Origin of the sequence: Kitasatospora sp. NPDC017646, assembly GCF_044329365.1 — a bacterium.
Classification (GTDB): domain Bacteria; phylum Actinomycetota; class Actinomycetes; order Streptomycetales; family Streptomycetaceae; genus Kitasatospora.
Map to the genome: position 1 here is coordinate 550907 of NZ_JBIRJC010000002.1, position 24719 is coordinate 575625.

Consider the following 24719-nt stretch of genomic DNA (forward strand, 5'->3'; position numbering starts at 1 on the left):
CGATCAGACGTCACCGTCATCCATCTCCGCAAGGGAAACCACCATGTCCGAGAAGGACTACCTGCCCGGCGCCCAGGTGCCGGACGCCCGCGGCTACTTCGGCGCGTACGGCGGCCGCTTCATCCCCGAGGCGCTGGTCGCCGCGGTCGAGCAGGTCGCCGAGGAGTACGAGAAGGCCAAGGCCGACCCGGCCTTCGCCGCCGAGCTCGACGGGCTGCTGAAGGACTACACCGGCCGCCCGAGCCCGCTGACCGACGTGCACCGCTTCTCCGCCGAGGCGGGCGGCGCGCGGATCCTGCTCAAGCGCGAGGACCTCAACCACACCGGCTCGCACAAGATCAACAACGTGCTGGGCCAGGCCCTGCTCACCAAGCGGATGGGCAAGACCCGGATCATCGCCGAGACCGGCGCCGGCCAGCACGGGGTGGCCACCGCCACCGCCTGCGCCCTGTTCGGCTTCGACTGCACCATCTACATGGGCGAGGTCGACACCGAGCGCCAGGCGCTCAACGTCGCCCGGATGCGGATGCTCGGCGCCGAGGTGATCGCCGTCAAGTCCGGCAGCCGGACGCTCAAGGACGCCATCAACGAGGCCTTCCGCGACTGGGTCGCCAACGTCGACTCCACCCACTACCTGTTCGGGACCGTCGCCGGGCCGCACCCCTTCCCGATGATGGTCCGCGACTTCCACCGGATCATCGGCGTCGAGGCCCGGCAGCAGGTCCTCGACCGCACCGGGCGGCTGCCCGACGCGGTGGTCGCCTGCGTCGGCGGCGGCTCCAACGCGATGGGCATCTTCCACGAGTTCATCCCGGACGCCGGAGTGCGGCTGATCGGCTGCGAGGCGGCCGGTGAGGGCGCCGAAACCCCCAAGCACGCCGCCACCCTGACCAAGGGCGACCCGGGCGTGCTGCACGGCTCCCGGACGTACGTCCTCCAGGACGAGGACGGGCAGACCATCGAGTCGCACTCCATCTCGGCCGGGCTCGACTACCCGGGCGTCGGACCGGAGCACGCCTGGCTGAAGGACACCGGACGGGCCGAGTACCGGCCGGTGACGGACGACGCGGCCATGCAGGCACTGCGGCTGCTGTCCCGCACCGAGGGCATCATCCCGGCCATCGAGAGCGCCCACGCGCTCGCCGGGGCCCTGGACCTGGGCCGCGAGCTCGGGCCGGAGGCGACCATCCTGGTCTCGCTCTCCGGGCGCGGGGACAAGGACATGCACACCGCGGCCCAGTACTTCGGGCTGTACGACGAGCCGGCCGGCGGCCAGGCCGAGGGGGGTAAGTGATCATGGCTCCGAAGCTGAGTGCCGGCAAGCTGAGCGGCCGTCTGGCGGCCGCCAAGGCCGAGGACAGGGCCGCGCTGATCGGCTACCTCCCGGCCGGGTTCCCCACCGTCGACGGCGGGATCCGGGCGGTCGGCGCGCTGATCGAGGGCGGCTGCGACGTCGTCGAGATCGGCCTGCCGCACTCCGACCCGGTCCTGGACGGGGCCGTCATCCAGACCGCCGACGACATCGCGCTGCGCGGTGGGGTGCGGATCAAGGACGTGCTGCGCACCGTCCAGGAGGTGGCCGCCGCGCACCCCGCGACGGCGGTTCTGGTGATGACGTACTGGAACCCGGTCGACCGCTACGGGGTGGCGCGCTTCGCGGCCGACCTCGCCGCGGCGGGCGGGGCGGGCTGCATCCTGCCGGACCTGCCGGTGGAGGAGTCCGAGGAGTGGCGCAAGGCGGCGGACGCCCACGGGCTGGACACCGTGTTCGTGGTCGCCCCCAGCAGCAAGGACGCGCGGCTCGCCGAGGTCACGGCCGCGGGCAGCGGGTTCGTGTACGCGGCCGCGGTGATGGGCGTGACCGGGACCCGCTCGGCGGTCGGATCCCTGGCCGAGGACCTGGTCGCCCGCACCCGGGCCACGACGGACCTGCCGGTGTGCGTCGGCCTCGGCGTCTCGAACGCGGAGCAGGCGGCGCAGGTCGCCCGGTTCGCGGACGGGGTGATCGTGGGGTCGGCGTTCGTGAAGCGGATCCTGGAGGCCGGCGAGGACGAGGCGGCGGCGCTGGACGGTGTCCGGGCGCTCGCCGGTGAGCTCGCGGCAGGAGTGCGCAGGCGCTGACCCGCAGCCGGTGGCCGAGGTGACGGCCCGCCACCCCTTCGAGGGGTGGCGGGCCGTCCTGCTGCGCGGGCCCGGCTCCCCGCCGTCAGCTTCGGGGTGGCCCCGAACGGGTGAACCGCGGCGGCGACACGCATCAGGCGGGGTTGACCGGCGTTGAGTGGAGGGACGAGTGCACGGACAACGTGTACGGGGGTAGTCGAGCGAACGAAGGGGTGAGCGCCGGTGGCGGGTCTTCACCGGGCCGTGCTGCTGCGGGCGGCGGCTGCCGCGCTGGCCCTGGGCGCCGCGGTCGGCGCGCACACCGAGGTGGGGCAGGCACTGGCCAAGCGGGGGGCCGAGCGGGCGGAGCGGGACGCGGTGGCCTGTGCGGAGGCGGCGCGCTGGGACGCGGCCGAGCGGGCGGCCCGGCCGCAGCGCGAAGGGCGCCCGGAACTGTTCGATCCGGGGCGGATGCCGGGGTGCCGGTGACGCGGATGTGTTCGAGGGAATCGGACAGAACATCACTCGTCCGGCTTAATTCCTGAATCCGGAGGAACCGCCCCTCCTCCCTCGCGGTTCATCAGGAAGTGAACGAGTTTCCCGAGGGGGGTCCCCTGATGGCCGGCCCGGCAGTGCAGCCCGGTGACTCCGCGCCCGAGTCGTCGGTGCGGCAGCCGCTGCCGGCCTGGAGCGAGTGGGCGGGCACGGCCGTGCGGCTCGGCCTGGCAGTGGTCTGGGGGTGGGCGGGGCTGGCCAAGATCGCCGATCCGGCGGAGGCCGCCCAGGCCGTCCGGGCGTACGAGATCCTGCCCGAGGGCCTGGTCAAGCCGATCGGTTATGGGCTGCCCTTCCTGGAGCTGGCGCTCGCCCTGCTGCTGGTGACCGGGCTCGGGGTCCGGCTGGTGGCCGGAGTCTCCGCGCTGCTGCTGCTCACCTTCATCACCGGGATCGCCTCGGCCTGGGCGCGCGGCATCTCGATCGACTGCGGCTGCTTCGGCGGCGGCGGGCACGTCGACGCCTCCCGGACCGAGTACCTCCAGGAGATCCTGCGCGACACCGGGTTCCTGTTGCTGGCCGGGTGGCTGCTGTGGCGGCCCCGCACCCGGCTCTCGGCCGACGGCCGGCTGGCGAGCTGAACCGTCCGGCCCTTCCCATCCCCGCACCCGACGAAGGCTCCCCGACCGTGGACGTCAACGCTATGAGCGAGAAGAACCGAGAAGGCAAGCGCACCGCCCGCGAGCGGATGCTGGAACAGCGGGCGGCCGAACAGGCCTCCTCCCGGCGCAGGAAGAAGCTGATCGTCGGCGGGTCCGTGCTCGCGGTGATCGCCGCCGCGGTGGTCACCGGCGTCACGGTGCAGAACCAGCGCTCCAAGCCGGAGACCCCGACCGCCGCCCCGGCTGGGACGATCGGCGACAAGAACCTGGTCATCCCGGTCGGCGCCGGCAACGCGCCGTCCGTCCTCACGGTGTACGAGGACCCGCGCTGCCCGGCCTGCGGCATGTTCGAGCGCGAGTTCTCGGCGACCATCGACCAGCTGGAGGACGCCGGAAAGATCTACACCAACGCCCACATCGTGTCCTTCATCGACCGGTCACTGCCGGGCAAGGGCTCCAAGAACGGCGCCAACGCGCTGGCCTGCGCCCAGGACGCCGGGCACTTCCGGGACTTCCACGACGTGCTGTACCGCAACCAGCCGGACGAGACCAACGACGCCTTCGGCAACAAGGCCGTCCTGCTCAACCTGGCGAAGCAGGTGAACGGGCTGGACACGCCCGGGTTCCAGGCCTGCGTCAACGACAACAAGTACGGCGGATGGGTGTCGTCGGTGCAGCAGGACTTCGACAAGTCCAGCTACAAGTCGACCCCGACCGTGCTGCTCAACGGCAAGCCGATCTACCCGAAGAACGGCGACGAGGACATCACCCCGGCGAACCTGGCGAAGTGGGTCGACGCCGCCAACCAGGGCAAGCAGCTGGGCACGGCGGGCTCGCACGGGCAGACCCCGGCGCCCACCGCCGCCGCTTCGGAGGCCAACAACCCGTCACCGACGGCGGGCTGAGCCGCCGCGCCACCGCCGCCGCTCCCGCCGACGGGAGGGGCGGCGGTGGCCGTTGTTCGGTTTCTGTGACCCCGTGGGTGTCCGGCCGGGACGTCGGACCCTGTAGCGTCGGAACCGCCATGGATATCGCCTACATTCCCAGCCCGTCGCGGGGCGTCCTCCACCTCGGACCGATCCCGCTGCGCGCCTACGCCTTCTGCATCATCCTCGGGGTCGTCGCAGCCGTCTGGCTCGGCAGCAAGCGCTGGGTCGCCCGGGGCGGTGCCAAGCACACCGTCGGCGACATCGCCGTCTGGGCCGTGCCCTTCGGCCTGGTCGGCGGCCGGCTGTACCACGTGATCACCGACCACCAGCTGTACTTCGGCGAGGGGAAGAACCCCTGGAACGCCTTCAAGATCTGGGAGGGCGGCCTCGGGATCTGGGGCGCGGTCGCGCTGGGCGCGGTCGGCGCCTGGATCGGCTGCCGCCGCCGGGGCGTACCGCTGCCCGCGTACGCCGACGCCATCGCTCCGGGCATCGCGCTCGCACAGGCGATGGGCCGCTGGGGCAACTACTTCAACCAGGAGCTGTACGGGCGGCCGACCACGCTGCCGTGGGGCCTGGAGATCCACAAGACGCTGCCCGACGGCGAGGTGGTGAGCGGCGTCTACCACCCGACCTTCCTGTACGAGTCGCTGTGGTGCGTGGGTGTGGCGCTGCTGGTGATGTGGGTCGACCGGCGCTGGAAGCTGGGACACGGCCGGGCCTTCGCGGTGTACGTGGCCGCGTACACGGTGGGCCGGTTCTGGATCGAGTACCTGCGGATCGACGAGGCGCACCACTACCTGGGCCTGCGGCTCAACGACTGGACGTCCATCGTGGTGTTCGTCGGCGCCGTGGCGTACTTCGTGATCGTCGGGAAGAAGCGGCCCGGGCGCGAGGACCCGGCGAGCATCGACCCGGCGGCGCACGTCGACGCGGAGCAGGCCGAGGAGAAGGCCGCCGAGAAGAAGGCCGCCGAGGGGAGGGCGGCCGACGGGAAGGCGAAGGCCGAGGAGCCGAGCGAGAAGGTGGACGGGGAGAAGCCGTCCCGGATCGTGGATGGGGAGACGGGCGGGGAAGCGGCCGCGGAACCCGCCGCCGCGGCCGCCGAGAAGAGCGGCGAGGACGCCAAGAACCCGATCTGAGCAGGCACTTCCGCTGACTGGGGCTGCCCTTCGCAAGGCTTGCGAAGGGCAGCCTCAGCATCGTTCGGCAAGCCTTGTCTTGCTGGAAATGCCCAGGTCAAGCGGGCTACGGTCGGGGCGACGAACGAAGACGAGGGGAACACGACCGTGACTGCGAGCACCCTGGAAGCCGAGCCCGCCCAGCACCCGCGGATACCCGCGGCGGACCACCACCGGGACGTCAACGGCGGCTGGTTGCGGCCCGCGGTGTTCGGCGCGGTGGACGGCCTGGTGTCCAACTTCGCGCTGATGACCGGTGTGGTCGGCGGGGCGGCGTCCAACGGCACGGTGATCCTGACCGGCCTGGCGGGCCTGGCGGCCGGCGCCTGCTCGATGGCGGCGGGGGAGTACACCTCGGTGGCCTCGCAGCGGGAGCTGGTGCAGGCCGAGATCGAGGCCGAGCGGCTGGAGCTCAGCCGCAACCCGCACGGCGAGCTGGCCGAGCTGGCGCAGCTGTACGTCTCGCGCGGGGTGGAGCCGGAGCTCGCCCACGAGGTGGCCCGGCAGCTGTCCCGCGACCCGGAGCTGGCGCTGGAGATCCACGCCCGGGAGGAGCTGGGGATCGACCCCACCGACCTGCCCTCGCCGCTGGTCGCGGCCGGCTCGTCCTTCCTGTGCTTCGCCCTCGGCGCGCTGCTGCCGCTGCTGCCGTACCTGCTGGGGGCCACCTCGCTGCTGCCCGCGCTGGTGCTCGCGGCGCTCGGCCTGTTCGGCTGCGGCGCGGTGGTGGCCCGGGTGACGGCCCGCAGCTGGTGGTTCAGCGGGCTGCGGCAGCTGGTGCTGGGCGGGGCCGCGGCCGGGGTGACGTACCTGCTGGGGTGGCTGATCGGCGGGCACGTCGGGTAGTGGGCGCTGGTCGGCGGTGTCGACGGCACTTGCATGGTTATGCCGGGAAGTGCGTGACGTTTCACACATGGACGTCGCGCGCCGCCCGGCTTCGTCTCGTCATCCGGCGCTCGCAGCCGCGGATTCGCATCCGCTGGGCCCCGTCCCGGAATGGATTCCCAGGCGCCCGTGATCGGCCTGTGTGGCGTCCCGGTTTCGCCCCTGTTTCGGGCGGGGGGTCGTTGGGCACAATGGCCGGGACGTGCACTGTGGCGCGTCCTCTTCTTCCAGCCCCCTGACCTGCGTGTCCGTCCCGCCATGTGGACGGGATATTCCGCTTCTCGGGATCCTGGGCAACCATGTAACTCGCACGACACGTACCACCGCATCAGGGCCAACGTCGTCCCTACTTGCACCAACTTGCCGAAAGACGACGACGGGAGAGCCGATGCTGTCTGCATCCATGCACTCCGCCAACGAGCCTCAGGCCGGCGCCGCCCGCCAGCCGTACGCGCTCGTGCCGGATGCGCGACCTGCTGCTCAGGGCCTGTACGACCCGCGAAACGAGCACGACGCCTGTGGCGTCGGTTTCGTCGCCACGCTGACCGGCATCGCCGACCACACGATCGTCGAGCAGGCGCTGAACGTCCTGCGCAACCTGGAGCACCGCGGCGCCACCGGCGCCGAGCCGGACTCCGGTGACGGCGCCGGCATCCTGACCCAGATCCCGGACGCCTTCCTGCGCGGGAAGGTCCCCTTCGACCTCCCGGCGGCCGGCTCCTACGCCGTCGGCATCGCCTTCCTCCCCGACGACGACGAGGCGGACGCCGCCGCCGTCGCGCAGATCGAAGCGATCGCCGCGCAGGAGGACCTGACCGTCCTCGGCTGGCGCGATGTGCCGGTCACCCCGGACCTGCTCGGCGCCACCGCGCGCAGCGTGATGCCCCGCTTCCGCCAGCTCTTCCTCGCGAAGGACGGACTGGCCGGCATCGAGCTGGACCGCATCGCCTTCGTCGTCCGCAAGCGGGCCGAGCGCGAGGCCGGGGTGTACTTCCCGTCGCTCTCCGCCCGGACCATCGTCTACAAGGGCATGCTCACCACGGGCCAGCTGGAGCCCTTCTTCCCCGACCTGTCGGACCGCACCTACGCGTCCGCCATCGGCCTGGTGCACTCGCGGTTCTCCACCAACACCTTCCCGAGCTGGCCGCTCGCCCACCCGTACCGCTTCGTCGCGCACAACGGCGAGATCAACACGGTCAAGGGCAACCGCAACTGGATGCGCGCCCGGGAGTCCCAGCTCGCGACCGACCTGATCCCCGCCAACAAGAACGGGCAGGGTCTGGAGCGGATCTTCCCGATCTGCACCCCGGACCACTCCGACTCCGCCTCCTTCGACGAGGTCCTGGAGCTGCTCCACCTCGGCGGCCGCTCGCTGCCGCACTCGGTGCTGATGATGATCCCGGAGGCGTGGGAGAACCACGCCACCATGGACCCGGCCCGCCGGGCGTTCTACCAGTACCACTCCAACCTGATGGAGCCCTGGGACGGCCCGGCCTGCGTCACCTTCACCGACGGCACCCGGATCGGCGCCGTGCTCGACCGCAACGGCCTGCGCCCGGCCCGCTACTGGGTCACCGAGGACGGCCTGGTCGTGCTCTCCTCCGAGGTCGGCGTCCTCGACATCGACCAGCAGAAGGTGGTCCAGAAGGGCCGCCTCCAGCCCGGCAAGATGTTCCTGGTCTGCCTCGACGAGAACCGGATCGTCCCGGACGAGGAGGTCAAGGCCGCCCTGGCCGCCGAGCACCCCTACGAGGAGTGGGTCACCGGCGGGCAGATCCAGCTCGCCAAGCTGCCCGAGCGCGAGCACATCGCCCACACCCACGCCTCCGTCACCCGCCGCCAGCAGACCTTCGGCTACACCGAGGAGGAGCTGCGCGTCATCCTCGCGCCGATGGCCCGCACCGGCGCCGAGGCCCTCGGCTCGATGGGCACCGACTCGCCGATCGCCGCCCTGAGCGAGAAGCCGCGGCTGCTGTTCGACTACTTCGTGCAGCTCTTCGCACAGGTCACCAACCCGCCGCTGGACGCCATCCGCGAGGAGCTCGTCACCTCGCTGCTGTCCAACCTCGGCCCCGAGGGCAACCTGCTGGCCGCCGAAGCCGCCTCCTGCCGCTCGGTCGGCATCACCTTCCCGGTGATCGACAACGACGAGCTGGCCAAGCTCGTCCACATCAACGCCGACGGCGACCAGCCCGGGCTGAAGGCCGTCACGCTGTCCGGCCTCTACAAGGTCGCCAGCGGCGGTGAGGGCCTGGCCGCGCGCCTGGCCGCCATCGCCGCCGAGGCCGACGCCGCGATCGCCGACGGCGCCCGGATCATCGTGCTCTCCGACCGGCACTCCGACGCCGAGCACGCCCCGATCCCCTCGCTGCTGCTCACCTCCGCCATCCACCACCACCTCATCCGCACCAAGCAGCGCACCCGGGTGTCGCTGCTGGTCGAGGCCGGTGACGTCCGCGAGGTGCACCACGTCGCGCTGCTGATCGGCTACGGTGCCGGCGCGGTCAACCCGTACCTGGCGATGGAGTCGGTCGAGGACCTCGTCGCGCAAGGTACGTTCTTGAATCAGGGGGGCGTCGAGGGCGTCGAGCCCGAGAAGGCGATCAAGAACCTGATCAAGGCGCTCGGCAAGGGCGTCCTCAAGGTGATGTCCAAGATGGGCATCTCCACCGTCGCCTCCTACCGCGGCGCCCAGGTCTTCGAGGCCATCGGCCTCTCCCAGGAGCTGGTCGACGGCTACTTCGCCGGCACCACCACCAAGCTCGGCGGCATCGGCCTGGAGGAGATCGCCCGCGAGACCGCCGCCCGGCACGCCAAGGCGTACCCGGCCTCCGGCATCCCCGCCGCGCACCGCGCGCTGGAGATCGGCGGCGAGTACCAGTGGCGCCGCGAGGGCGAGCCGCACCTGTTCGACCCGGACACCGTCTTCCGGTTGCAGCACTCCACCCGCAACCGCCGGTACGACATCTTCAAGCAGTACACCGACCGGGTGAACGAGCAGTCCGAGCGACTGATGACGCTGCGCGGCCTGTTCCAGCTGGACGGCCTCGGCCGGGAGCCCATCCCGGTCGAGGAGGTCGAGCCGGTCTCCGAGATCGTCAAGCGCTTCTCCACCGGCGCCATGTCGTACGGCTCCATCTCCCGCGAGGCCCACGAGACCCTCGCCATCGCGATGAACCGCCTCGGCGGCAAGTCCAACACCGGTGAGGGCGGCGAGGACCCGGACCGCCTGTACGACCCCGAGCGCCGCTCGGCGATCAAGCAGGTCGCCTCCGGCCGGTTCGGCGTCACCTCCGAGTACCTGGTCAACGCCGACGACATCCAGATCAAGATGGCCCAGGGCGCCAAGCCCGGCGAGGGCGGCCAGCTGCCCGGCCACAAGGTGTACCCGTGGGTCGCCCGGACCCGGCACTCCACGCCCGGCGTCGGCCTGATCTCCCCGCCGCCGCACCACGACATCTACTCCATCGAGGACCTGGCCCAGCTGATCCACGACCTCAAGAACGCCAACCCGGCCGCCCGCGTCCACGTGAAGCTGGTGTCCGAGGTCGGCGTCGGGACGGTCGCGGCCGGTGTCTCCAAGGCGCACGCCGACGTCGTCCTGGTCTCCGGGCACGACGGCGGCACCGGCGCCTCGCCGCTCACCTCGCTCAAGCACGCGGGCGGACCCTGGGAGCTCGGCCTCGCCGAGACCCAGCAGACCCTGCTGCTCAACGGGCTGCGCGACCGCATCGTGGTCCAGACCGACGGCCAGCTGAAGACCGGCCGCGACGTCGTCATCGCCGCGCTGCTCGGCGCCGAGGAGTTCGGCTTCGCCACCGCCCCGCTGGTCGTCTCCGGCTGCATCATGATGCGCGTCTGCCACCTGGACACCTGCCCGGTCGGCGTCGCCACCCAGAACCCGGTGCTGCGCGAGCGCTTCTCCGGCAAGCCCGAATTCGTCGTCAACTTCTTCGAGTTCATCGCGGAGGAGGTCCGGGAGATCCTGGCCTCGCTGGGCTTCCGCTCGATCGAGGAGGCCGTCGGCCACGCCGAGCACATCGACGCCCGGGCCGCGATCGACCACTGGAAGGCCGCCGGGCTCGACCTGGCCCCGCTGTTCCACGTGCCCGCGCTGCCCGAGGGCGCCGCCCGGCACCGCACCACCACCCAGGACCACGCCCTCGACAAGGCGCTCGACAACCAGCTGATCGAGCTGGCCCAGGACGCTCTGGAACGCGGCGAGTCGGTCCGGTTCGAGCTGCCGATCCGCAACGTCAACCGCACCGTCGGCACCATGCTCGGCCACGAGGTGACCAAGCGGTACCGCGGCGAGGGCCTGCCGGAGGGGACGATCGACGTCACCTTCACCGGCTCGGCCGGGCAGTCCTTCGGTGCCTTCGTGCCCAGGGGCATCACCCTGCGGCTGGAGGGCGACGCCAACGACTACGTCGGCAAGGGCCTCTCCGGCGGCGTGATCGTCGTGCGCCCGGCACGCGAGGCCGCGGCCATCGGCAACGACGCCCAGAACCACGTGATCGCCGGCAACACCATCGGCTACGGCGCCACCTCCGGCCGGATCCACCTGCGCGGCAAGGCCGGTGAGCGCTTCGCCGTCCGCAACTCCGGAGCCACTCTCGTCGTCGAGGGCGTCGGCGACCACGGCCTGGAGTACATGACCGGCGGCCGGGTCGTCATCCTCGGCGAGACCGGACGCAACCTCGCGGCCGGCATGTCCGGCGGCATGGCCTACGTCCTGGACCTGCGCCCCGCCAACGTCAACGACGGCCTGGTGGGCATCGAGGCCCCCACCGCCGACGACCGCGACTGGCTGCGCGAGACCGTGCAGCAGCACTACGAGGAGACCGGCTCCACCGTCGCCGCCGAACTCCTGGCCGACTGGGGCAGCGGGGTCTCCCGCTTCTCCAAGATCATGCCGACCGACTACAAGGCAGTGCTCGCCGCCAAGGACGCCGCTGAGCGCGCTGGCCTCTCCGAGGCCGAGACCACTCGCAAGATGATGGAGGCGGCACATGGCTGACCCCAAGGGCTTCCTGACCACGCCCAAGCAGCTGGCCGAGCGACGGCCCGTGGACGTTCGCATCCGGGACTGGAACGAGGTCTACGTCGAGCGCAGCCTCCTGCCGATCATCACCAAGCAGGCCGGCCGCTGCATGGACTGCGGCATCCCGTTCTGCCACAACGGCTGCCCGCTCGGGAACCTCATCCCCGAGTGGAACGACCTCGCCTACCGCGACGACTTCACCGGCGCCATCGAGCGGCTGCACGCCACCAACAACTTCCCGGAGTTCACCGGGCGGCTGTGCCCGGCGCCCTGCGAGTCGGCCTGCGTGCTCGGCATCAACCAGGACGCGGTGACCATCAAGAACGTCGAGGTCACCATCATCGACAAGGCCTGGGACCGCGGCGGGGTCACCCCGCAGGTCCCCGAGCGGCTCTCCGGCAAGACCGTCGCCGTCGTCGGCTCCGGCCCGGCCGGCCTGGCCGCCGCCCAGCAGCTCACCCGGGCCGGGCACACCGTGGTGGTGTACGAGCGCGCCGACCGCATCGGCGGGCTGCTGCGCTACGGCATCCCCGAGTTCAAGATGGAGAAGCGCCACATCAACCGCCGCATCGAGCAGATGCGCGCGGAGGGCACCCGCTTCCGCACCGGCGTGCACGTGGGCGAGGACATCACCGGGCAGCAGCTGCGCGAGCGCTTCGACGCCGTCGTGGTCGCCGCCGGCGCCACCACCGCCCGCGACCTGCCTGTGCCCGGGCGCGAGCTCAAGGGCGTCCACCAGGCCATGGAGTACCTGCCGCTGGCCAACAAGGTGCAGGAGGGCGACCTCGTCGACTCGCCGATCAGCGCCAAGGGCAAGCACGTGGTCGTGATCGGCGGCGGCGACACCGGCGCGGACTGCGTAGGCACCGCCCACCGCCAGGGCGCCCTGTCGGTCACCCAGCTGGAGATCATGCCCCGCCCCGGCGAGGAGCGCCCCGGGCACCAGCCGTGGCCCACCATGCCGATGACCTACAAGGTCACCTCCGCGCACGAGGAGGGCGGCGAGCGGATCTACTCCGTCAACACCACCCACTTCACCGGCGACGAGGACGGCAACGTCCGGGAACTGCACCTCGTCGAGGTCGAGTTCAAGGACGGCCGGTTCGAGCCCGTCCCCGGCACCGAGCGGGCCATCCCGGCCCAGCTGGTCACCCTGGCCATGGGCTTCACCGGGACGGACGTGAAGAACGGGCTGGTGGAGCAGCTGGGAGTGGACCTCGACGCGCGCGGTAACATTGCCCGCGACGGCCGGTTCGCCACCAATGTCGATGGCGTGTACGTCTGCGGAGACGCCGGCCGAGGCCAGTCACTGATCGTCTGGGCCATCGCGGAAGGCCGTTCGGCCGCCGCCGCGGTGGACAAGTACCTGGGCGGCAAGACCCCGCTTCCCGCCCCGATCCGGCCCACGGACCGCCCTCTGGTGGTCTGACGGCCCCTGACGGTCCGACCGGCCCCACCCGAACCCCCGGCGCCGCATCGCCGGGAGCTCAACCCGCTGCCCCCGCCAGCGTCGCCGGGCCAACGCGGTCTCCTGGCGCCTGCCCTCTTCCCCGACCAGTTGGAGGGCGGGCGCCGTCGCGTTCCCGCGGCACGCCACAGCCGTTCCCGCGCAGCCGTTCCCGCGCGTTACCCCGCGCTTCCCGGGCCCTTTCCACGCGCTTCCCGGCCGCTTCCGGAACGTTCCCAGGCGCTTCTCACCTGCGCTCTCACCCGCCTCTTACCAGCGCTCCCACCTGCGCTCCCACCTGCGCCTTCACCACCGGGCCGAGAACCGGTTCACAGCTTCCTCCCAGGCTTCCCACAGCGGCCGGAATGCACACCGGGACGGACTGTTGTTCGTCGGTGTCAGGTGGCAGACTGCCGCCGACGGCCGGGGGGCTGCGCGAGTGCGGAGGTTGACTTCGATGGGCACGACTCAGGCAGGCGGAGGCGCCACCGTACGGCGCCTGCTGCTCGGCAGCCAGCTGCGCAAGCTCCGCGAGTCCAGAGGCGTCAGCCGCGAGGAGGCCGGATACTCGATCCGCGCCTCCGAGTCCAAGATCAGCCGGATGGAACTCGGCCGGGTCGGCTTCAAGGAACGCGACGTCGCCGACCTCCTGACCCTCTACGGCGTCGACGCCGAACAGGAACGGGCCAACGTGCTCGGGCTCGTCCGGGAGGCCAACGCCACCTCCTGGTGGCACGACTACGGCGACGTGCTGCCCGCCTGGTTCCAGAACTACCTCGGCCTGGAAGAGGCCGCCGCCGAGATCCGCAGCTACGAGGTCCAGTTCGTCCACGGGCTGCTCCAGACCGCCGACTACGCCCGCGCCGTCATCGCCGCCGGCTGCCACGGCCTCCAGGACGAGGAGATCGAACGCCGCGTCGAGGTCCGCCGCAAGCGGCAGGACCTGCTCACCGCCGAACACCCGCCCCAGCTGCTCGCCGTCCTCGACGAGGCCGCGCTGCGCCGTCCCTGGGGCGGACCGGAGCTGATGCGCGGCCAGCTCGACAGGCTGCTCGAACTCTCCGAACTGCCCAACGTGCGCCTCCAGGTGCGCCCGCTCGGCGGCGCCGCGCTGAGCGCCGAGAGCGGCGCGTTCAGCGTGCTGGGCTTCAGCGAGGCCGAACTCGCCGACGTGGTCTACCTGGAGCAGTTCACCACCGCGCTCTACGTGGACAAGCCCGCCGAGGTCGCCTCCTACCGGCAGGCGATGGACGGGCTGCTCGCCGAGAGCCTCGAACCCGGGCCGACCCGCGACCTTCTGCACTCCGTACGCCAAGAGCTTTGACACGTCAGTACGATGAGGTCCCATCAGGTCGGGCACGAGAGGGATCAGATGCCGTACTTCTCCGAGTTGGCGCTGCAGTACATCGACGGCGAATGGTGCGGCGGCAGCGGCTCCTGGGACATCGTCGACGTCGACCCGTACACCGGTGACAAGCTGGCCACCATCACGGTGGCCACCGTCGCCGAGGTCGACCGCGCCTACCGTGCCGCCGAGCGCGCCCAGCGCGGCTGGGCCGCCACCAACCCGTACCAGCGCCGGCTGGTCTTCGAGCGCGCGCTGCGGCTGGTCGAGGAGCGCGAGGACGAGATCGTCCGGGCGATCACGGCCGAACTCGGCGGCACCGCGCTCAAGGCCGGCTTCGAACTGTCCCTGGTCAGGGACATGCTGCGGGAGTGCCTGCACCTGTCGGTGGCCGCCGAGGGGCGGCTGCTGCCCTCCACCGCGCCGGGCAAGGAGAACCGCCTGCACCGGTTGCCGGTCGGCGTGGTCGGCGTCATCAGCCCGTTCAACTTCCCGCTGTTCCTGGCCCTCAAGGCCGTCGCCCCGGCGCTCGCGCTCGGCAACGGCGTGGTGCTCAAGCCGCACCAGGAGACGCCGATCGTCGGCGGCAGCCTGATCGCCAAGCTCTTCGAGGACGCGGGCCTGCCGCCCGGCCTGCTGAACGTGGTCATCACCGACATCGCGGAGATCGGCGACAGCTTCCTGGAGCACCCGGTGCCCAAGGTGATCTCCTTCACCGGCTCCGACCAGGTCGGCCGGCACGTCGCCACCGTCGCCGCCGCCCACTTCAAGCGCACGGTGCTGGAACTCGGCGGCAACAGCGCGCTGATCGTGCTGGACGACGCCGACCTCGACTACGCCGTCGACGCGGCCGTGTTCAGCCGCTTCGTCCACCAGGGCCAGGTCTGCATGGCCGCCAACCGTGTGCTGGTCGACCGCAGCGTGCTCGCCGAGTTCACCGAGAAGTTCGTCGCCAAGACCGCCTCGCTGACCGTCGGCGACCCCAGGGACCCGGCCACCCACATCGGCCCGCTGATCAACTCCGTCCAGGCCGACGCGATCGACGCCCAGGTCGACCAGGCGATCGCGGCCGGCGCCACCGCGCTGCTGCGCGGAGACACGACCGGCAGCCTCATGGCTCCCACCGTGCTCACCGACCTGGCCGAGGACGCGCCCATCCTGCGGCGCGAACTCTTCGGCCCCGTGGCGCTGCTGGTGCCCTTCGACGGCGAGGACGAGGCCGTCCGGATCGCCAACGACACGCCCTTCGGGCTCAGCGGCGCGGTGCACACCGCTGACGTCGAGCGCGGGGTGCGGATCGCCCAGCGGATCGAGACCGGCATGATCCACGTCAACGGCGGGACCATCGCGGACGAACCCGGGGTGCCCTTCGGCGGGGAGAAGAGCTCCGGGGTCGGGCGGCTCAACGGGGAGTCCACGGTGGACGCCTTCACCACGGTGAAGTGGATCTCGGTGCAGCACGGGCGGGCGCCGTTCCCGTTCTAGGGCGTGGCTGACGAGTCGCGCGCCCGGCGGGGATCGTCGGACACGCCCCGGGGCCGTTCCTCGGACGTCACGCGGCCCGGACCTCCCGGCGGTAGCCGCCGGGGCCCGGCCGAACTCCCGCTTGAACGCCTTCGCGAAGGCGTACTCCGACCCCCGCCCCCGGGGTCCTCGTCGCTCGACAGTCAGTCCGTGGTGAGGACGACCTTGCCCTGGACGGTACCGGAGGCGACCAGCTCGTGGGCCTTGCCGACCTCGGCGAGCGGGAAGGCCTGGGCGACGTGCGGGCGGATCAGGCCCTCGTCCGCCAGGGCGGCGATCGCCTCCAGCGAGGCGTAGTCGGGCTCCACGAAGATGCCGGCGAACCGGCGGCCGGCGGCCTCGATCGCGGCGGCGAGCTCGCGGTCCCAGTGCTCCATGATGCTGACCAGGGTGCCGCCCGGCTTGAGCACCTTCAGGGCGCGGGTGTTCTCGGAGGAGGAGTCGAAGACCACGTCGACGTCCTGGACCGCCTCGGTGTAGTCGGTGGTCCGGTAGTCGATCACCTCGTCGGCGCCGATCTCCTTGAGGAAGGCGTGCTTGGGCTCGCTGGCCAGGGCGATCACGTACGCGCCACGGGCCTTGGCGATCTGCACGGCGAGGTGGCCGACGCCGCCGGCCGCGCGGTGGATCAGCACCCGGTCGCCCTCGCCGACCTCCGCCGCGTCCACCAGGCCCTGCCAGGCGGTCAGCGCGGCCAGCGGCAGTGCGGCGGCCTGGGTGTGGTCCAGGGTGACGGGCTTCCGCGCCAGCTGGCGGGACGGCACGGCCACGTACTCGGCGTAGGCGCCGGCCGCGCGGGGGAAGAACGGCATCCCGTACACCTCGTCGCCCACCCGGAACCGGCCACCGGCCGGCGCCTCCTCGACCACGCCGGAGACGTCCCAGCCCACCGTGAACGGCGGTTCGCCCAACAGCGGGAACGCCCCGGCCCGCACCGCCACGTCCACCGGGTTCACCCCGGCGGCCTTCACGCGCACCAGCAGCTCGCCGCCCGCCGGCACGGGGCGCTCCACCTCGGCCACTTGCATGACCTCGGGGCCGCCGAACTCCTTCTGCACGATCGCGCGCATCGAACTCTCCCTCGCCCGGTCCAACACCGGCCCCTCGTGGGGCCGTTCTCGATGTGCTCAACAGTAGGGATAGCGGAAGAGCGGATGAATATCCTCAAGTCTTCGCCGGATGTCCGATCGTCTCGCGGGGCGAGCGGATCAGGCCGAGTAGCGGATGAGGCCGTCGGTGACGAGCTCGAAGTCGAAGGGGGCCGGGATCGGCACGCGGTCGCCGAACTTGCCGTGCCACTGCTGGTGGTAGCCGCCGTCGGAGAGATCCGAGTAGAGGGTGATGTCGCCCTCGCGCGGGTCGGTCAGGAGGTAGAGCGGGATACCCATCAGTGGGTAGTCGCGGACCTTGCCGACCAGGTCGTTCTCAGGGTTCGACGGCGAGACGATCTCCACGGCGATGACGGCCTGGTCGGCGGGGGTCGGGTTGCCGGCCGACTCCAGGGGGATGTACGTGAGGTCGGGGTTGCGTAGCTTTCCCACGTTCGGCGAGGCGAGGTCCGTGTTCTCGCTCGGCATCATGTCGGCAGGTTCGTGCGCCTCGAACTGCCTGCGGACCAGCAGGAGGTCGCGCTGATGGATCGCGGACGGTCCGGCCGTCATGATGATCTCGTCGCCGGAGATCTCGATCTTCCATCAGGCCGGGGGCGTCAGGCTCTGCGCGTACTCGAGCAGTCGGGCATGGCGGTCGGGGATCTGGAACTCGCTCATGGCTTCACTCTTCCACCCGGAACGGCACGAAGGCCGTCTGCGCGGGGGCAGACGGCCTTCGCGGAAAGGTGTGACTAGAACACCGGCTGGCCGGCACGGACCAGGCGCCAGGAGTCGGTGAAGAAGTCGGCGGGGTCGATGACGCCCTTGGCCTTGACCCAGGCGATCATGGTGTTGCGGATCTCGTCGGAGTTCGCCCAGACCGACTTGGCGGTGGCGACGTGCGGGAAGTTGCCGCCGCCGTTGGCGCGGTAGTTGTTGACCGCGAGGACGAACTGGGCGTTCGGGTCGATGGGCTTGCCCTGGAAGCTGAGGTTGACGATCCGGCTGCCCTTGGGCTGGGCGATGTCGATGTCGTAGCTCAGGCCGTAGACCGAGTCGTAGTTGTAGTCCGGGGTGTCCTCGGCGTTGGTCAGGGTGTCCTTGTTCACCGGGGCGCCCGCGGCGAGCTGGTTGTAGTACTTGGCCGAGAACTCCAGGTAGTCCTTGAGCTGGGCACCCGTCAGGATGCGGGCCTCCAGGGTGTTCTCGTAGATGTACAGGCCGGCCGCGTCGCGCAGCTTGACCTGGCCGGCCGGGATCAGCGCGGTGCGGTTGAACGGGGCGGCCTGCGCCAGCACGGGGAGGTTGGCGTACTGCCCGCCCGCCAGCGCGGCCTTCACGGCGTCGGCCTGGACCTTGCCGATCAGGTCGATGATCGGGGTGGCCTTGAACCGGGCGTCGGCGATGGACAGCTCGATCTTGCTGTTGCCGATGTTCTGGTTGACGTACGCCACGACCTTCTTGTGCTGGCCGAGGATGGCGTTGCTGATCTCCGGGTTCTCCGGCACGGTGTTGGAGTTCAGCACCCGGGCGGAGACCGAGGCGACCTTCCAGTGGCCGTCGGCGAACTCGACCTCGAAGTCGAAGCAGCTCAGGCGCTGGCCCCAGCACAGCGGCTCGGACAGGACGACCGTCTTGCCGGTCTTCTTGTTGACGATGAGGCGCTGGGCGACCTCCTTGTGGGTGTGACCCACCAGCACCGCGTCGATGTCCGGGACGGTCGCGGCCATCTCGCCGGAGGCGTCCTCGGGCCAGGGGAGCTGGTCGCCGTAGGTGGTGGCCTCGTCGATGCCGGAGTGGGCGGAGACCACGATGACGTCCGCGCCCGCGGCCTTCATCCGGGGCACGTACTTGGCGGCGGTCTCGACGATGCCCGGGAAGACCATCTTGCCGGCGACGTTGGCCTTGTCCCAGATCGCGATGCCGGGGTTGGTGAGGCCGAGGATGCCGACCTTGATCGGGGTGTCCTCGTCCAGCCACACCTCCTTGATCACGTACGGCTTGAAGGCGGGCTTCTCGTTCTTCGCGTGCAGCGCGTTGGCGCCCAGCAGCGGGAACTCCAGCTGGTCCTCGAAGGCCTTCACCGTGGGGATGCCGTAGTTGAACTCGTGGTTGCCGAGCGCGGCGGCGTCGTAGCCCATGAGGTTCATGGCGACGGCCATCGGGTGGTCCGGCACGTTGTCGCCGTCGGTGGCGATCGGCTCGATCCGGGCGTAGTAGTAGGTCAGCTGGGTGCCCTGGATGATGTCGCCCGAGTCGATGAGCAGGCAGCGGTCCCAGCCCTTGTCCTCGCGGACCTGGTTGGCCAGGGTCGAGATCTTGGCGAGGCCGACCGCGTTGTGGGCCTTGTCGACGTACTCCGCGTCGGTGAAGTAGTCCCAGTTGAGCACCCGGCCGTGGAGGTCGGTGGTGCCCATGACGGTGAAGGCCTGGCGGCGGGGCTTGCGCTTGGTGCCCTTGGCGGCCGCCGTGTCCGGCTCGGCGGCCGCGGCGGCGGGGGCGGCGGCGACGACGGCTCCGCCGGCCAGGGCGGCGCCGGCGGCGGTGGCGGCGGACCGGGTGACGAAGTCACGGCGGTTCAGGGACATGGACGACTCTCCCGAGTGGGAACGACGGCGGATTGACCGTCAACTTGTGGACGTACGCGGTGCGTGGCGCGTCCGCGAATGCGGTGACGCGCGTAGAAGGACGCGCGTAGAAGTGTGCCGTGCGGGCCGGGCCGCTGGATAGCCCCCGGACGTTTCCAACAGGTGAGATCTTGGCGACTCGTTCGTGACCGGGATGGGCGGGGGAGGGGGTGGTATGGGACGGGACGGTCGGTTTCCGGCCGCGGTGACAGCCACTCAGCCCAGCTCGGCGGCCAGCTGCTTCACCTCCCGCCCCAGCTCCGCCGCCGGGTCCGGCGCGTCCGGGCCCGCCCACGGCAGCCAGGTCCGGGCCCGCAGGTAACCGTCCACCGCGACCGGCAGCCGGTGCCGGACGATCAGGTCGGCCGTCGGACCGGGCTCCGTCCCGCGCAGCGCCGCCAGCAGCGCGTCCACCCCGGCCGAGGCGGGCAGCGGGACGGTGTCCAGGTAGGCCGTGAGCGCCTCCAGCTCCGGGTCCGGCAGCGGGGCGGCCCTCGAAGGCGGGGGAGGAGACGGGGACGGCGGGGACGGCGAGGGCGGAGGCGGCGGTGGGGGCGGCGGCTTCGGGCCGGGCGTCAGCAACGCGCCGGCCCCGTACAGCCCCGCCACCACCCCCGGCCACCACGCCCCGCCCAGCCCGGCGAAGTGCAGCCCCAGCCCGAGGACGCCGCCCCCGCAGCCGACCAGGTTCCGGGTCGACTCCAGGTAACGCAGCGCCCTCCGGCCGTACCCGTCACTGGTAGCCACGGATCTCCTCGAACACCCCGTCCAGCGAACCGCCGCCGTCGAACAGCTTGCCGCCGCTCACGTCCGCGATCCCCTGCAACTGGCTCACCGCCGCCTCGCCGAACCTGATCGGGAACACCGGGATCGCCCTCTCGGCGGACGGCAGCCCGTCGTGGAAGCGCTTGAAGTCACCACCGGTGGCCCCCTCGTTGCTCTCCCCGTCCGTCATCAGCACGATCGAGGTGAAACGGTCGTCGCCCGCCGCCTTCTGCTGGTCCTCGATCACCCGGTACGCCTGCTCCAGCGAGTCGTACAGCGCCGTCCCGCCCTCCGCCCGCAGCGACTGGACGTCGGTGTCGATCGACGCCAACTCCGCCTCCGGACCCGGCGTCCCACCCGAGGGCGGCACCACGTGCGTCTTCGTCCACTTCACCTGGGACGCGAAGGAGATCAGCGTCACCTCCTCCCGGTCCCGGAACCGCCGCACCCCACGGGTGTCGTCCGTGCCCGTCAGCCGTCCCAGCGCCGTCTTCAGCGAGTTCAGCCGCGCACCCTCCATCGAACCCGAGGTGTCCAGCACGTACACCGTCCTCGACGGGCGGCGCAGCTCGTTCTGGTACGAGGCCAGCAGGCCGTCCGCCACCGCCCGCGTCCCCGGGAAGGGCAGCTCCCGGCGGCGGTCCGTCGGCAGCCCCGCCGCCGGGGCCGCGCCCGCCGTCACCGGGCGGCGCAGCGTCAGCTCCGAGATGCGCTGCTGCACGTCCTGCCTCAACAGGTAGGCGGCCAGCCGCTGGAAGGAGTCCCGCTCGCCCTGCCCCGAGGAGGACAGCAGCGACAGCGGGTAGTCCGCCGAGACCACGCCGTCCACCGGGCGCACCACCGTCAGCCGCTGCTCCGGCGGCAGGGTCTTGTTCATCGACAGCAGCACCGACTCGTAGTTCACCAGCGCGCCGACCTTGCCCGGCTCCGACCGGGTGTACGCCTGCGCCAGCCAGCCCGAGGAACCGGAGGTCAGCTTCTGGCCGGTGAAGAACTGCTTCAGCTGCGGCGTCGCCCTCTGCACGTCCGCCTCGGTCAGCGCCGCCCCCGCGCCCGAGAACGCCGAGGCCACCGCCACCAGGGTGGAGAAGCCGGAGTTCGAGCGCGACGGGTCCGACATCCCGTACGACAGCTTCCCGGCGGAGGCCGCGTCGCCGATCTGCGCCCAGGTCACCTTCGAGCCGTCGCCCCAGCCGAGGTCGTTCAGCACCGAGGATCGAACCCCCACCGCTACCGGGGAGACCATCACCGGGGTCTCCGACAGCACCTTGGACCTGCCGGTCGGATCCAGGCGCAGGTACTGGTTGGACGGGAACCAGACCGCGTCGTACTTGCCGTCCGCCCGGCCCGAGGAGACCGTGTCCGCGCCGTCCAGGGTCCCGGTGAAGGCCAGCTGCACCGTCACCCCGGTCGCCTTGCGGGCGTCGTCCAGGACGGGCTGGAGGTCCTGCAGCTCACTGCCGGCCAGGACGCGCAGCACCCCGGGGCGCGCGGTCTCGGCCAGCGAGTCGGTCGGGTTCGGGTGCGGCGCCGGGCCGGACGACGAGGTGCAGGCGGTGGCCGCGGCGAGCACTGCCGCCAGCGCGGCGATCAGCCAACTGCGTCGCGTGGTCGGGTGGTTCACTTCGGACTCCCCTTCGCCGCTGCGGTCAGTTTGAGCAGGTTGTCCAGGGACGGCACCGGCGACTGCTTCACCTTCGCCGCGTTCAGGTCCTGGGCGAAGGCCGGCTGCTTGCTGCCCCTCACCAGATCGGCGAAGGCACCGGGACGGGCCTGCGGACGGAAGCCGAACCGGGCCTCCAGGGTGCGCAGCACGTCGTCGTCCTGCAGCAGGGCGGCCAGCTTCCTGCCGTTCTCGGTGCGGGCGATGATGGTGTGATCGGAGTAGACCGTGGTGTCCGGGTACATCACCACCGTGTCACCGGCCGACTGGCCCTGCGCCGTCAGCGCGGCGACCTGGGACTCGTACCCGAACAGCAACGGATTGCCGACCCCCGCCTGGAAGTCCCGGAACGGCTCGTCGCTGCTGCTCTTCTGGCCGCCCTGCATCGCGGTCGCCTGGTGCAGCACGGGCCTGGCGGCGTCGACGCCCGCGTCGTCGGAGACCACCTGGTGGTTGTTCAGGACGTACGACAGCAGCGCGACGTACAACGCGCCGGAGGAGGAACTCTCCGGATCGGTGGTGGTGACGTAGATCGGCCCGGCCAGATCGCCGTGGCCCTCGATGCTCGTCAGGTCCTGCCACCTGCGGCCCGCCTTCAGGGCGTTGACGTACTCGTCCATCTTGAACGTCCACACGCCCGAATCGTCCTGCGCCGCCAGCCTGTTGTCCCTGAGGACCTGCGCGACCGGCGCGTGTGCCACCACCACCAGGGGCGAGTAGAACGGCACCAACGGGGAGTCCTGCTGCCCCCAGTTGCGCTGGATCTCACGGGCCGGCGCGGTGCTCGCCGGGAACGCGAAGTCCAGGCCGGAATTGCTCTTCGCCTGCTCGCTCATCGTCCAGGAACCGGTCGAATCGGCGTGGACCTCCAGGCCCTGCTTCGCCAACTCGGCCTTCACCTCGGGACTTTCGAAGAACGCCCGCTTCTCCGAACCGATCAGCCCGGTGACCGTGACCGCCTTCGGCGGTTCCGGGCCGTCGTCCGGGACCAGTGCGTACGTCACCCCGCCCAGCAGGGCCAGGGCGGCGAGCACCCCCAGAGCGCGTCTCATGCCGAGCGCCTCCCCCTCGTCGCTCCCTCCCGGGCGCGGTTACCCGGGGGTGACGAGCGTCCCGCCGGGCGGGGAGCACGGCCGGAAGGGACGGTGAACCGGCGGTGAACACCGTTTCACGGAATCGCATCGGCCGGGGGCCCCGGCAGCGCCTTCGCACCGCCGCGGCGAGGCCTTCGCACACCCGTCCGAGGCCGTGTCAGATTGTTCAACTCGCCTTAGCCCAAAGGTCATCCCGCAGTCCGGACCCACGTCGAGGTTACGCACCGGTAATGCCTACCCTCAGCACTATGCGCCGAGCAAAAATCGTCTGCACCCTCGGGCCGGCCACCGACTCGTACGACCAGATCAAAACCCTGGTCGACGCCGGTATGGACATCGCCCGATTCAACCTCAGCCACGGCTCGCACGCCGAACACGAGGAACGCTACCGCCGCGTCCGCAAGGCCGCCGACGAAACCGGCCGGAGCGTCGGCATCCTCGCCGACCTTCAAGGCCCGAAGATCCGGCTCGACACCTTCGCCCACGGACCCGTACTTCTCGAACGCGGCGACGAGTTCACCATCTCCACCGACAAGGGCGTCGTGGGGGACAAGGACATCTGCGGCACCACCTACGCCGGCCTCGCCGGCGACGTCGGCCGCGGCGAACGCATCCTCGTCGATGACGGACGGGTGACCCTGGAGGTCCTCGATGTCAACGGCCCTCGAGTGCGATGTCTCGTCATCGAAGGCGGACTCGTCTCCGACCACAAGGGCCTCAACCTCCCCGGCGTCGCCGTCTCCGTCCCCGCACTCAGCCACAAGGACGTCGCCGACCTGCGGTGGGCGCTGCGCACCGGGGCCGACCTGGTCGCGCTCTCCTTCGTCCGCAGCGGGCGCGACATCGAGGACGTGCACCGGGTGATGGACGAGGAGGGGCGGCACGTCCCGGTCATCGCCAAGATCGAGAAGCCGCAGGCGGTCGAGAACCTGGACTCCATCGTGGACGCCTTCGACGGCATCATGGTGGCCCGCGGCGACCTGGGCGTGGAGATGCCCCTCGAACAGGTCCCGCTCGTCCAGAAGCGCGCCGTCAAGCTCGCCAAGCGCAACGCCAAGCCGGTCATCGTCGCCACCCAGATGCTCGACTCGATGATCAACGCCTCCCGGCCGACCCGGGCCGAGGCCTCCGACGTCGCCAACGCGGTGCTCGACGGCACGGACGCCGTGATGCTCTCCGGGGAGACCTCCGTCGGCAAGTACCCCGTCGAGACGGTCAGGACCATGGGCCGGATCATCGAAGCCGCCGAGAACGACATCCTGGCCGCGGGGCTGCCTCCGCTGACCACCGGCAGCAAGCCGCGGACCCAGGGCGGCGCCGTCGCCCGCGCGGCGGCCGAGATCGGCGACTTCCTGCACGCCAAGTACCTCGTCGCCTTCACTCAGTCCGGCGACACCGCCCGCCGGCTCACCCGCTACCGCTCCCCGATCCCCGTGCTCGCCTTCACCTACGAACCGGCGGTGCGCAGCCAACTCGCCCTCACCTGGGGCGTGGAGACCTTCCTCGGCCCCTTCGCCCCGACCACCGACCAGATGGTCGAACAGGTCGACGCGGCCCTGCTCTCGCTCGGCCGCTGCCAGAAGGGCGACATCGTCGTCATCACCGCCGGCTCCCCTCCCGGCCTCGCCGGCTCCACCAACCTCGTCCGCGTCCACCACGTGGGGACGCTGGACCTCTGAGGCTCCCTGGGCGGGGGGGGGGGGGGGGGGGGGGGGGGCGCCCGGCGGGGGGGGGGGGGGGGGGGGGGGGGGGGGGGGGGGGGGGGGCGGGGGCGGGGGGGGGGGGGGGGGGGGGGGGGGGGGGGGGGGGGGCTGGGGGGGGGGGGGGGGGGGGGGGGGGGGGGGGGGGGGGGGGGGGGGGGGGGGGG

General features: G+C 71.4%; 18 protein-coding genes. 12 read left to right on the forward strand and 6 right to left on the reverse strand.

All coding sequences use genetic code 11. From position 1 onward, the window contains the following. Positions 1 to 43: 43 nt before the first annotated feature. The 11 genes from trpB to ACH4J0_RS05630 all read left to right on the forward strand — a co-directional run bounded on the left by trpB (position 44) and on the right by ACH4J0_RS05630 (position 15573). Entirely contained in the window at positions 44 to 1294 is a 1251-nt protein-coding gene (gene trpB / locus ACH4J0_RS05580; protein WP_396236464.1) for a tryptophan synthase subunit beta, read from the forward strand. Between the two features lie 2 nt (positions 1295 to 1296). After that, the gene (gene trpA / locus ACH4J0_RS05585) at positions 1297 to 2121 is read left to right on the forward strand and encodes a tryptophan synthase subunit alpha (RefSeq protein WP_396236466.1); all 825 of its coding nucleotides are present in this window, start codon (positions 1297 to 1299) and stop codon (positions 2119 to 2121) included. Positions 2122 to 2343: 222 nt separating this feature from the next. Beyond that, on the forward strand, positions 2344 to 2589 hold the full coding sequence (locus ACH4J0_RS05590; RefSeq protein WP_396236468.1) for a hypothetical protein: 246 nt from the start codon (positions 2344 to 2346) through the stop codon (positions 2587 to 2589). Positions 2590 to 2717: 128 nt separating this feature from the next. After that, positions 2718 to 3236, forward strand: a complete 519-nt coding sequence (locus ACH4J0_RS05595) for a MauE/DoxX family redox-associated membrane protein (protein WP_396236470.1) — start codon at positions 2718 to 2720, stop codon at positions 3234 to 3236. Positions 3237 to 3298: 62 nt separating this feature from the next. Further along, entirely contained in the window at positions 3299 to 4162 is an 864-nt protein-coding gene (locus ACH4J0_RS05600; RefSeq protein WP_396236472.1) for a DsbA family protein, read from the forward strand. A 119-nt stretch (positions 4163 to 4281) separates the two neighbouring features. Further along, positions 4282 to 5328: a prolipoprotein diacylglyceryl transferase gene (gene lgt / locus ACH4J0_RS05605; RefSeq protein WP_396236474.1), complete on the forward strand. Its 1047-nt coding sequence runs from the start codon at positions 4282 to 4284 to the stop codon at positions 5326 to 5328. A gap of 162 nt (positions 5329 to 5490) precedes the next feature. Next, positions 5491 to 6213: a VIT1/CCC1 transporter family protein gene (locus ACH4J0_RS05610; protein WP_396236534.1), complete on the forward strand. Its 723-nt coding sequence runs from the start codon at positions 5491 to 5493 to the stop codon at positions 6211 to 6213. A 442-nt stretch (positions 6214 to 6655) separates the two neighbouring features. After that, the gene (gene gltB, locus ACH4J0_RS05615) at positions 6656 to 11272 is read left to right on the forward strand and encodes a glutamate synthase large subunit (RefSeq protein ID WP_396236536.1); all 4617 of its coding nucleotides are present in this window, start codon (positions 6656 to 6658) and stop codon (positions 11270 to 11272) included. Further along, positions 11265 to 12725, forward strand: coding sequence for a glutamate synthase subunit beta (locus ACH4J0_RS05620; protein WP_396236476.1), 1461 nt, complete (start codon positions 11265 to 11267; stop codon positions 12723 to 12725). Before gltB ends, ACH4J0_RS05620 begins: the two co-directional genes overlap by 8 nt. A 475-nt stretch (positions 12726 to 13200) precedes the next feature. After that, positions 13201 to 14067 carry a helix-turn-helix domain-containing protein gene (locus tag ACH4J0_RS05625; protein ID WP_396236478.1) on the forward strand — a complete coding sequence of 289 codons (867 nt, stop codon included), beginning with the start codon at positions 13201 to 13203 and terminating at the stop codon, positions 14065 to 14067. A 48-nt stretch (positions 14068 to 14115) separates the two neighbouring features. After that, the gene (locus ACH4J0_RS05630; protein WP_396236480.1) at positions 14116 to 15573 is read left to right on the forward strand and encodes an aldehyde dehydrogenase family protein; all 1458 of its coding nucleotides are present in this window, start codon (positions 14116 to 14118) and stop codon (positions 15571 to 15573) included. A gap of 182 nt (positions 15574 to 15755) precedes the next feature. Here the strand turns inward: ACH4J0_RS05630 and ACH4J0_RS05635 are convergent, their stop codons facing one another. The 6 genes from ACH4J0_RS05635 to ACH4J0_RS05660 all read right to left on the reverse strand — a co-directional run bounded on the left by ACH4J0_RS05635 (position 15756) and on the right by ACH4J0_RS05660 (position 22810). Beyond that, on the reverse strand, positions 15756 to 16682 hold the full coding sequence (locus ACH4J0_RS05635) for an NADP-dependent oxidoreductase (protein WP_396236482.1): 927 nt from the start codon (positions 16680 to 16682) through the stop codon (positions 15756 to 15758). A 138-nt stretch (positions 16683 to 16820) separates the two neighbouring features. Further along, positions 16821 to 17300 (reverse strand): Uma2 family endonuclease, encoded by a 480-nt coding sequence (locus ACH4J0_RS05640; protein WP_396236538.1) that lies wholly within the window; start codon positions 17298 to 17300, stop codon positions 16821 to 16823. A gap of 155 nt (positions 17301 to 17455) precedes the next feature. After that, positions 17456 to 19291 (reverse strand): bifunctional metallophosphatase/5'-nucleotidase, encoded by a 1836-nt coding sequence (locus tag ACH4J0_RS05645; protein ID WP_396236484.1) that lies wholly within the window; start codon positions 19289 to 19291, stop codon positions 17456 to 17458. Between the two features lie 255 nt (positions 19292 to 19546). Next, the gene (locus ACH4J0_RS05650; RefSeq protein WP_396236486.1) at positions 19547 to 20077 is read right to left on the reverse strand and encodes a hypothetical protein; all 531 of its coding nucleotides are present in this window, start codon (positions 20075 to 20077) and stop codon (positions 19547 to 19549) included. Beyond that, positions 20064 to 21719, reverse strand: coding sequence for a VWA domain-containing protein (locus tag ACH4J0_RS05655; RefSeq protein WP_396236488.1), 1656 nt, complete (start codon positions 21717 to 21719; stop codon positions 20064 to 20066). The genes ACH4J0_RS05650 and ACH4J0_RS05655 overlap by 14 nt, the downstream gene beginning before the upstream one ends. Then, positions 21716 to 22810: a hypothetical protein gene (locus ACH4J0_RS05660; protein ID WP_396236490.1), complete on the reverse strand. Its 1095-nt coding sequence runs from the start codon at positions 22808 to 22810 to the stop codon at positions 21716 to 21718. The genes ACH4J0_RS05655 and ACH4J0_RS05660 overlap by 4 nt, the downstream gene beginning before the upstream one ends. 290 nt (positions 22811 to 23100) lie before the next feature. On the opposite strand from ACH4J0_RS05660, the gene pyk reads away from it, so the two are divergent. Next, complete coding sequence (gene pyk / locus ACH4J0_RS05665; protein ID WP_396236492.1) at positions 23101 to 24531, forward strand: pyruvate kinase; 1431 nt, start codon at positions 23101 to 23103, stop codon at positions 24529 to 24531. Positions 24532 to 24719 lie beyond the last annotated feature (188 nt).

What these genes read in the sequence shown, in the direction of transcription:
- pyk (WP_396236492.1), top strand. Translation starts at nt 23,101, where the DNA reads ATGCGCCGAGCAAAAATCGTCTGCACCCTCGGGCCGGCCACCGACTCG.
- ACH4J0_RS05600 (WP_396236472.1), top strand. Translation starts at nt 3,299, where the DNA reads ATGAGCGAGAAGAACCGAGAAGGCAAGCGCACCGCCCGCGAGCGGATG.
- ACH4J0_RS05630 (WP_396236480.1), top strand. Translation starts at nt 14,116, where the DNA reads ATGCCGTACTTCTCCGAGTTGGCGCTGCAGTACATCGACGGCGAATGG.
- lgt (WP_396236474.1), top strand. Translation starts at nt 4,282, where the DNA reads ATGGATATCGCCTACATTCCCAGCCCGTCGCGGGGCGTCCTCCACCTC.
- trpB (WP_396236464.1), top strand. Translation starts at nt 44, where the DNA reads ATGTCCGAGAAGGACTACCTGCCCGGCGCCCAGGTGCCGGACGCCCGC.
- gltB (WP_396236536.1), top strand. Translation starts at nt 6,656, where the DNA reads ATGCACTCCGCCAACGAGCCTCAGGCCGGCGCCGCCCGCCAGCCGTAC.
- ACH4J0_RS05645 (WP_396236484.1), bottom strand. Translation starts at nt 19,291, where the DNA reads ATGTCCCTGAACCGCCGTGACTTCGTCACCCGGTCCGCCGCCACCGCC.
- ACH4J0_RS05625 (WP_396236478.1), top strand. Translation starts at nt 13,201, where the DNA reads ATGGGCACGACTCAGGCAGGCGGAGGCGCCACCGTACGGCGCCTGCTG.
- ACH4J0_RS05595 (WP_396236470.1), top strand. Translation starts at nt 2,718, where the DNA reads ATGGCCGGCCCGGCAGTGCAGCCCGGTGACTCCGCGCCCGAGTCGTCG.
- ACH4J0_RS05620 (WP_396236476.1), top strand. Translation starts at nt 11,265, where the DNA reads ATGGCTGACCCCAAGGGCTTCCTGACCACGCCCAAGCAGCTGGCCGAG.
- ACH4J0_RS05635 (WP_396236482.1), bottom strand. Translation starts at nt 16,682, where the DNA reads ATGCGCGCGATCGTGCAGAAGGAGTTCGGCGGCCCCGAGGTCATGCAA.
- trpA (WP_396236466.1), top strand. Translation starts at nt 1,297, where the DNA reads ATGGCTCCGAAGCTGAGTGCCGGCAAGCTGAGCGGCCGTCTGGCGGCC.
- ACH4J0_RS05660 (WP_396236490.1), bottom strand. Translation starts at nt 22,810, where the DNA reads ATGAGACGCGCTCTGGGGGTGCTCGCCGCCCTGGCCCTGCTGGGCGGG.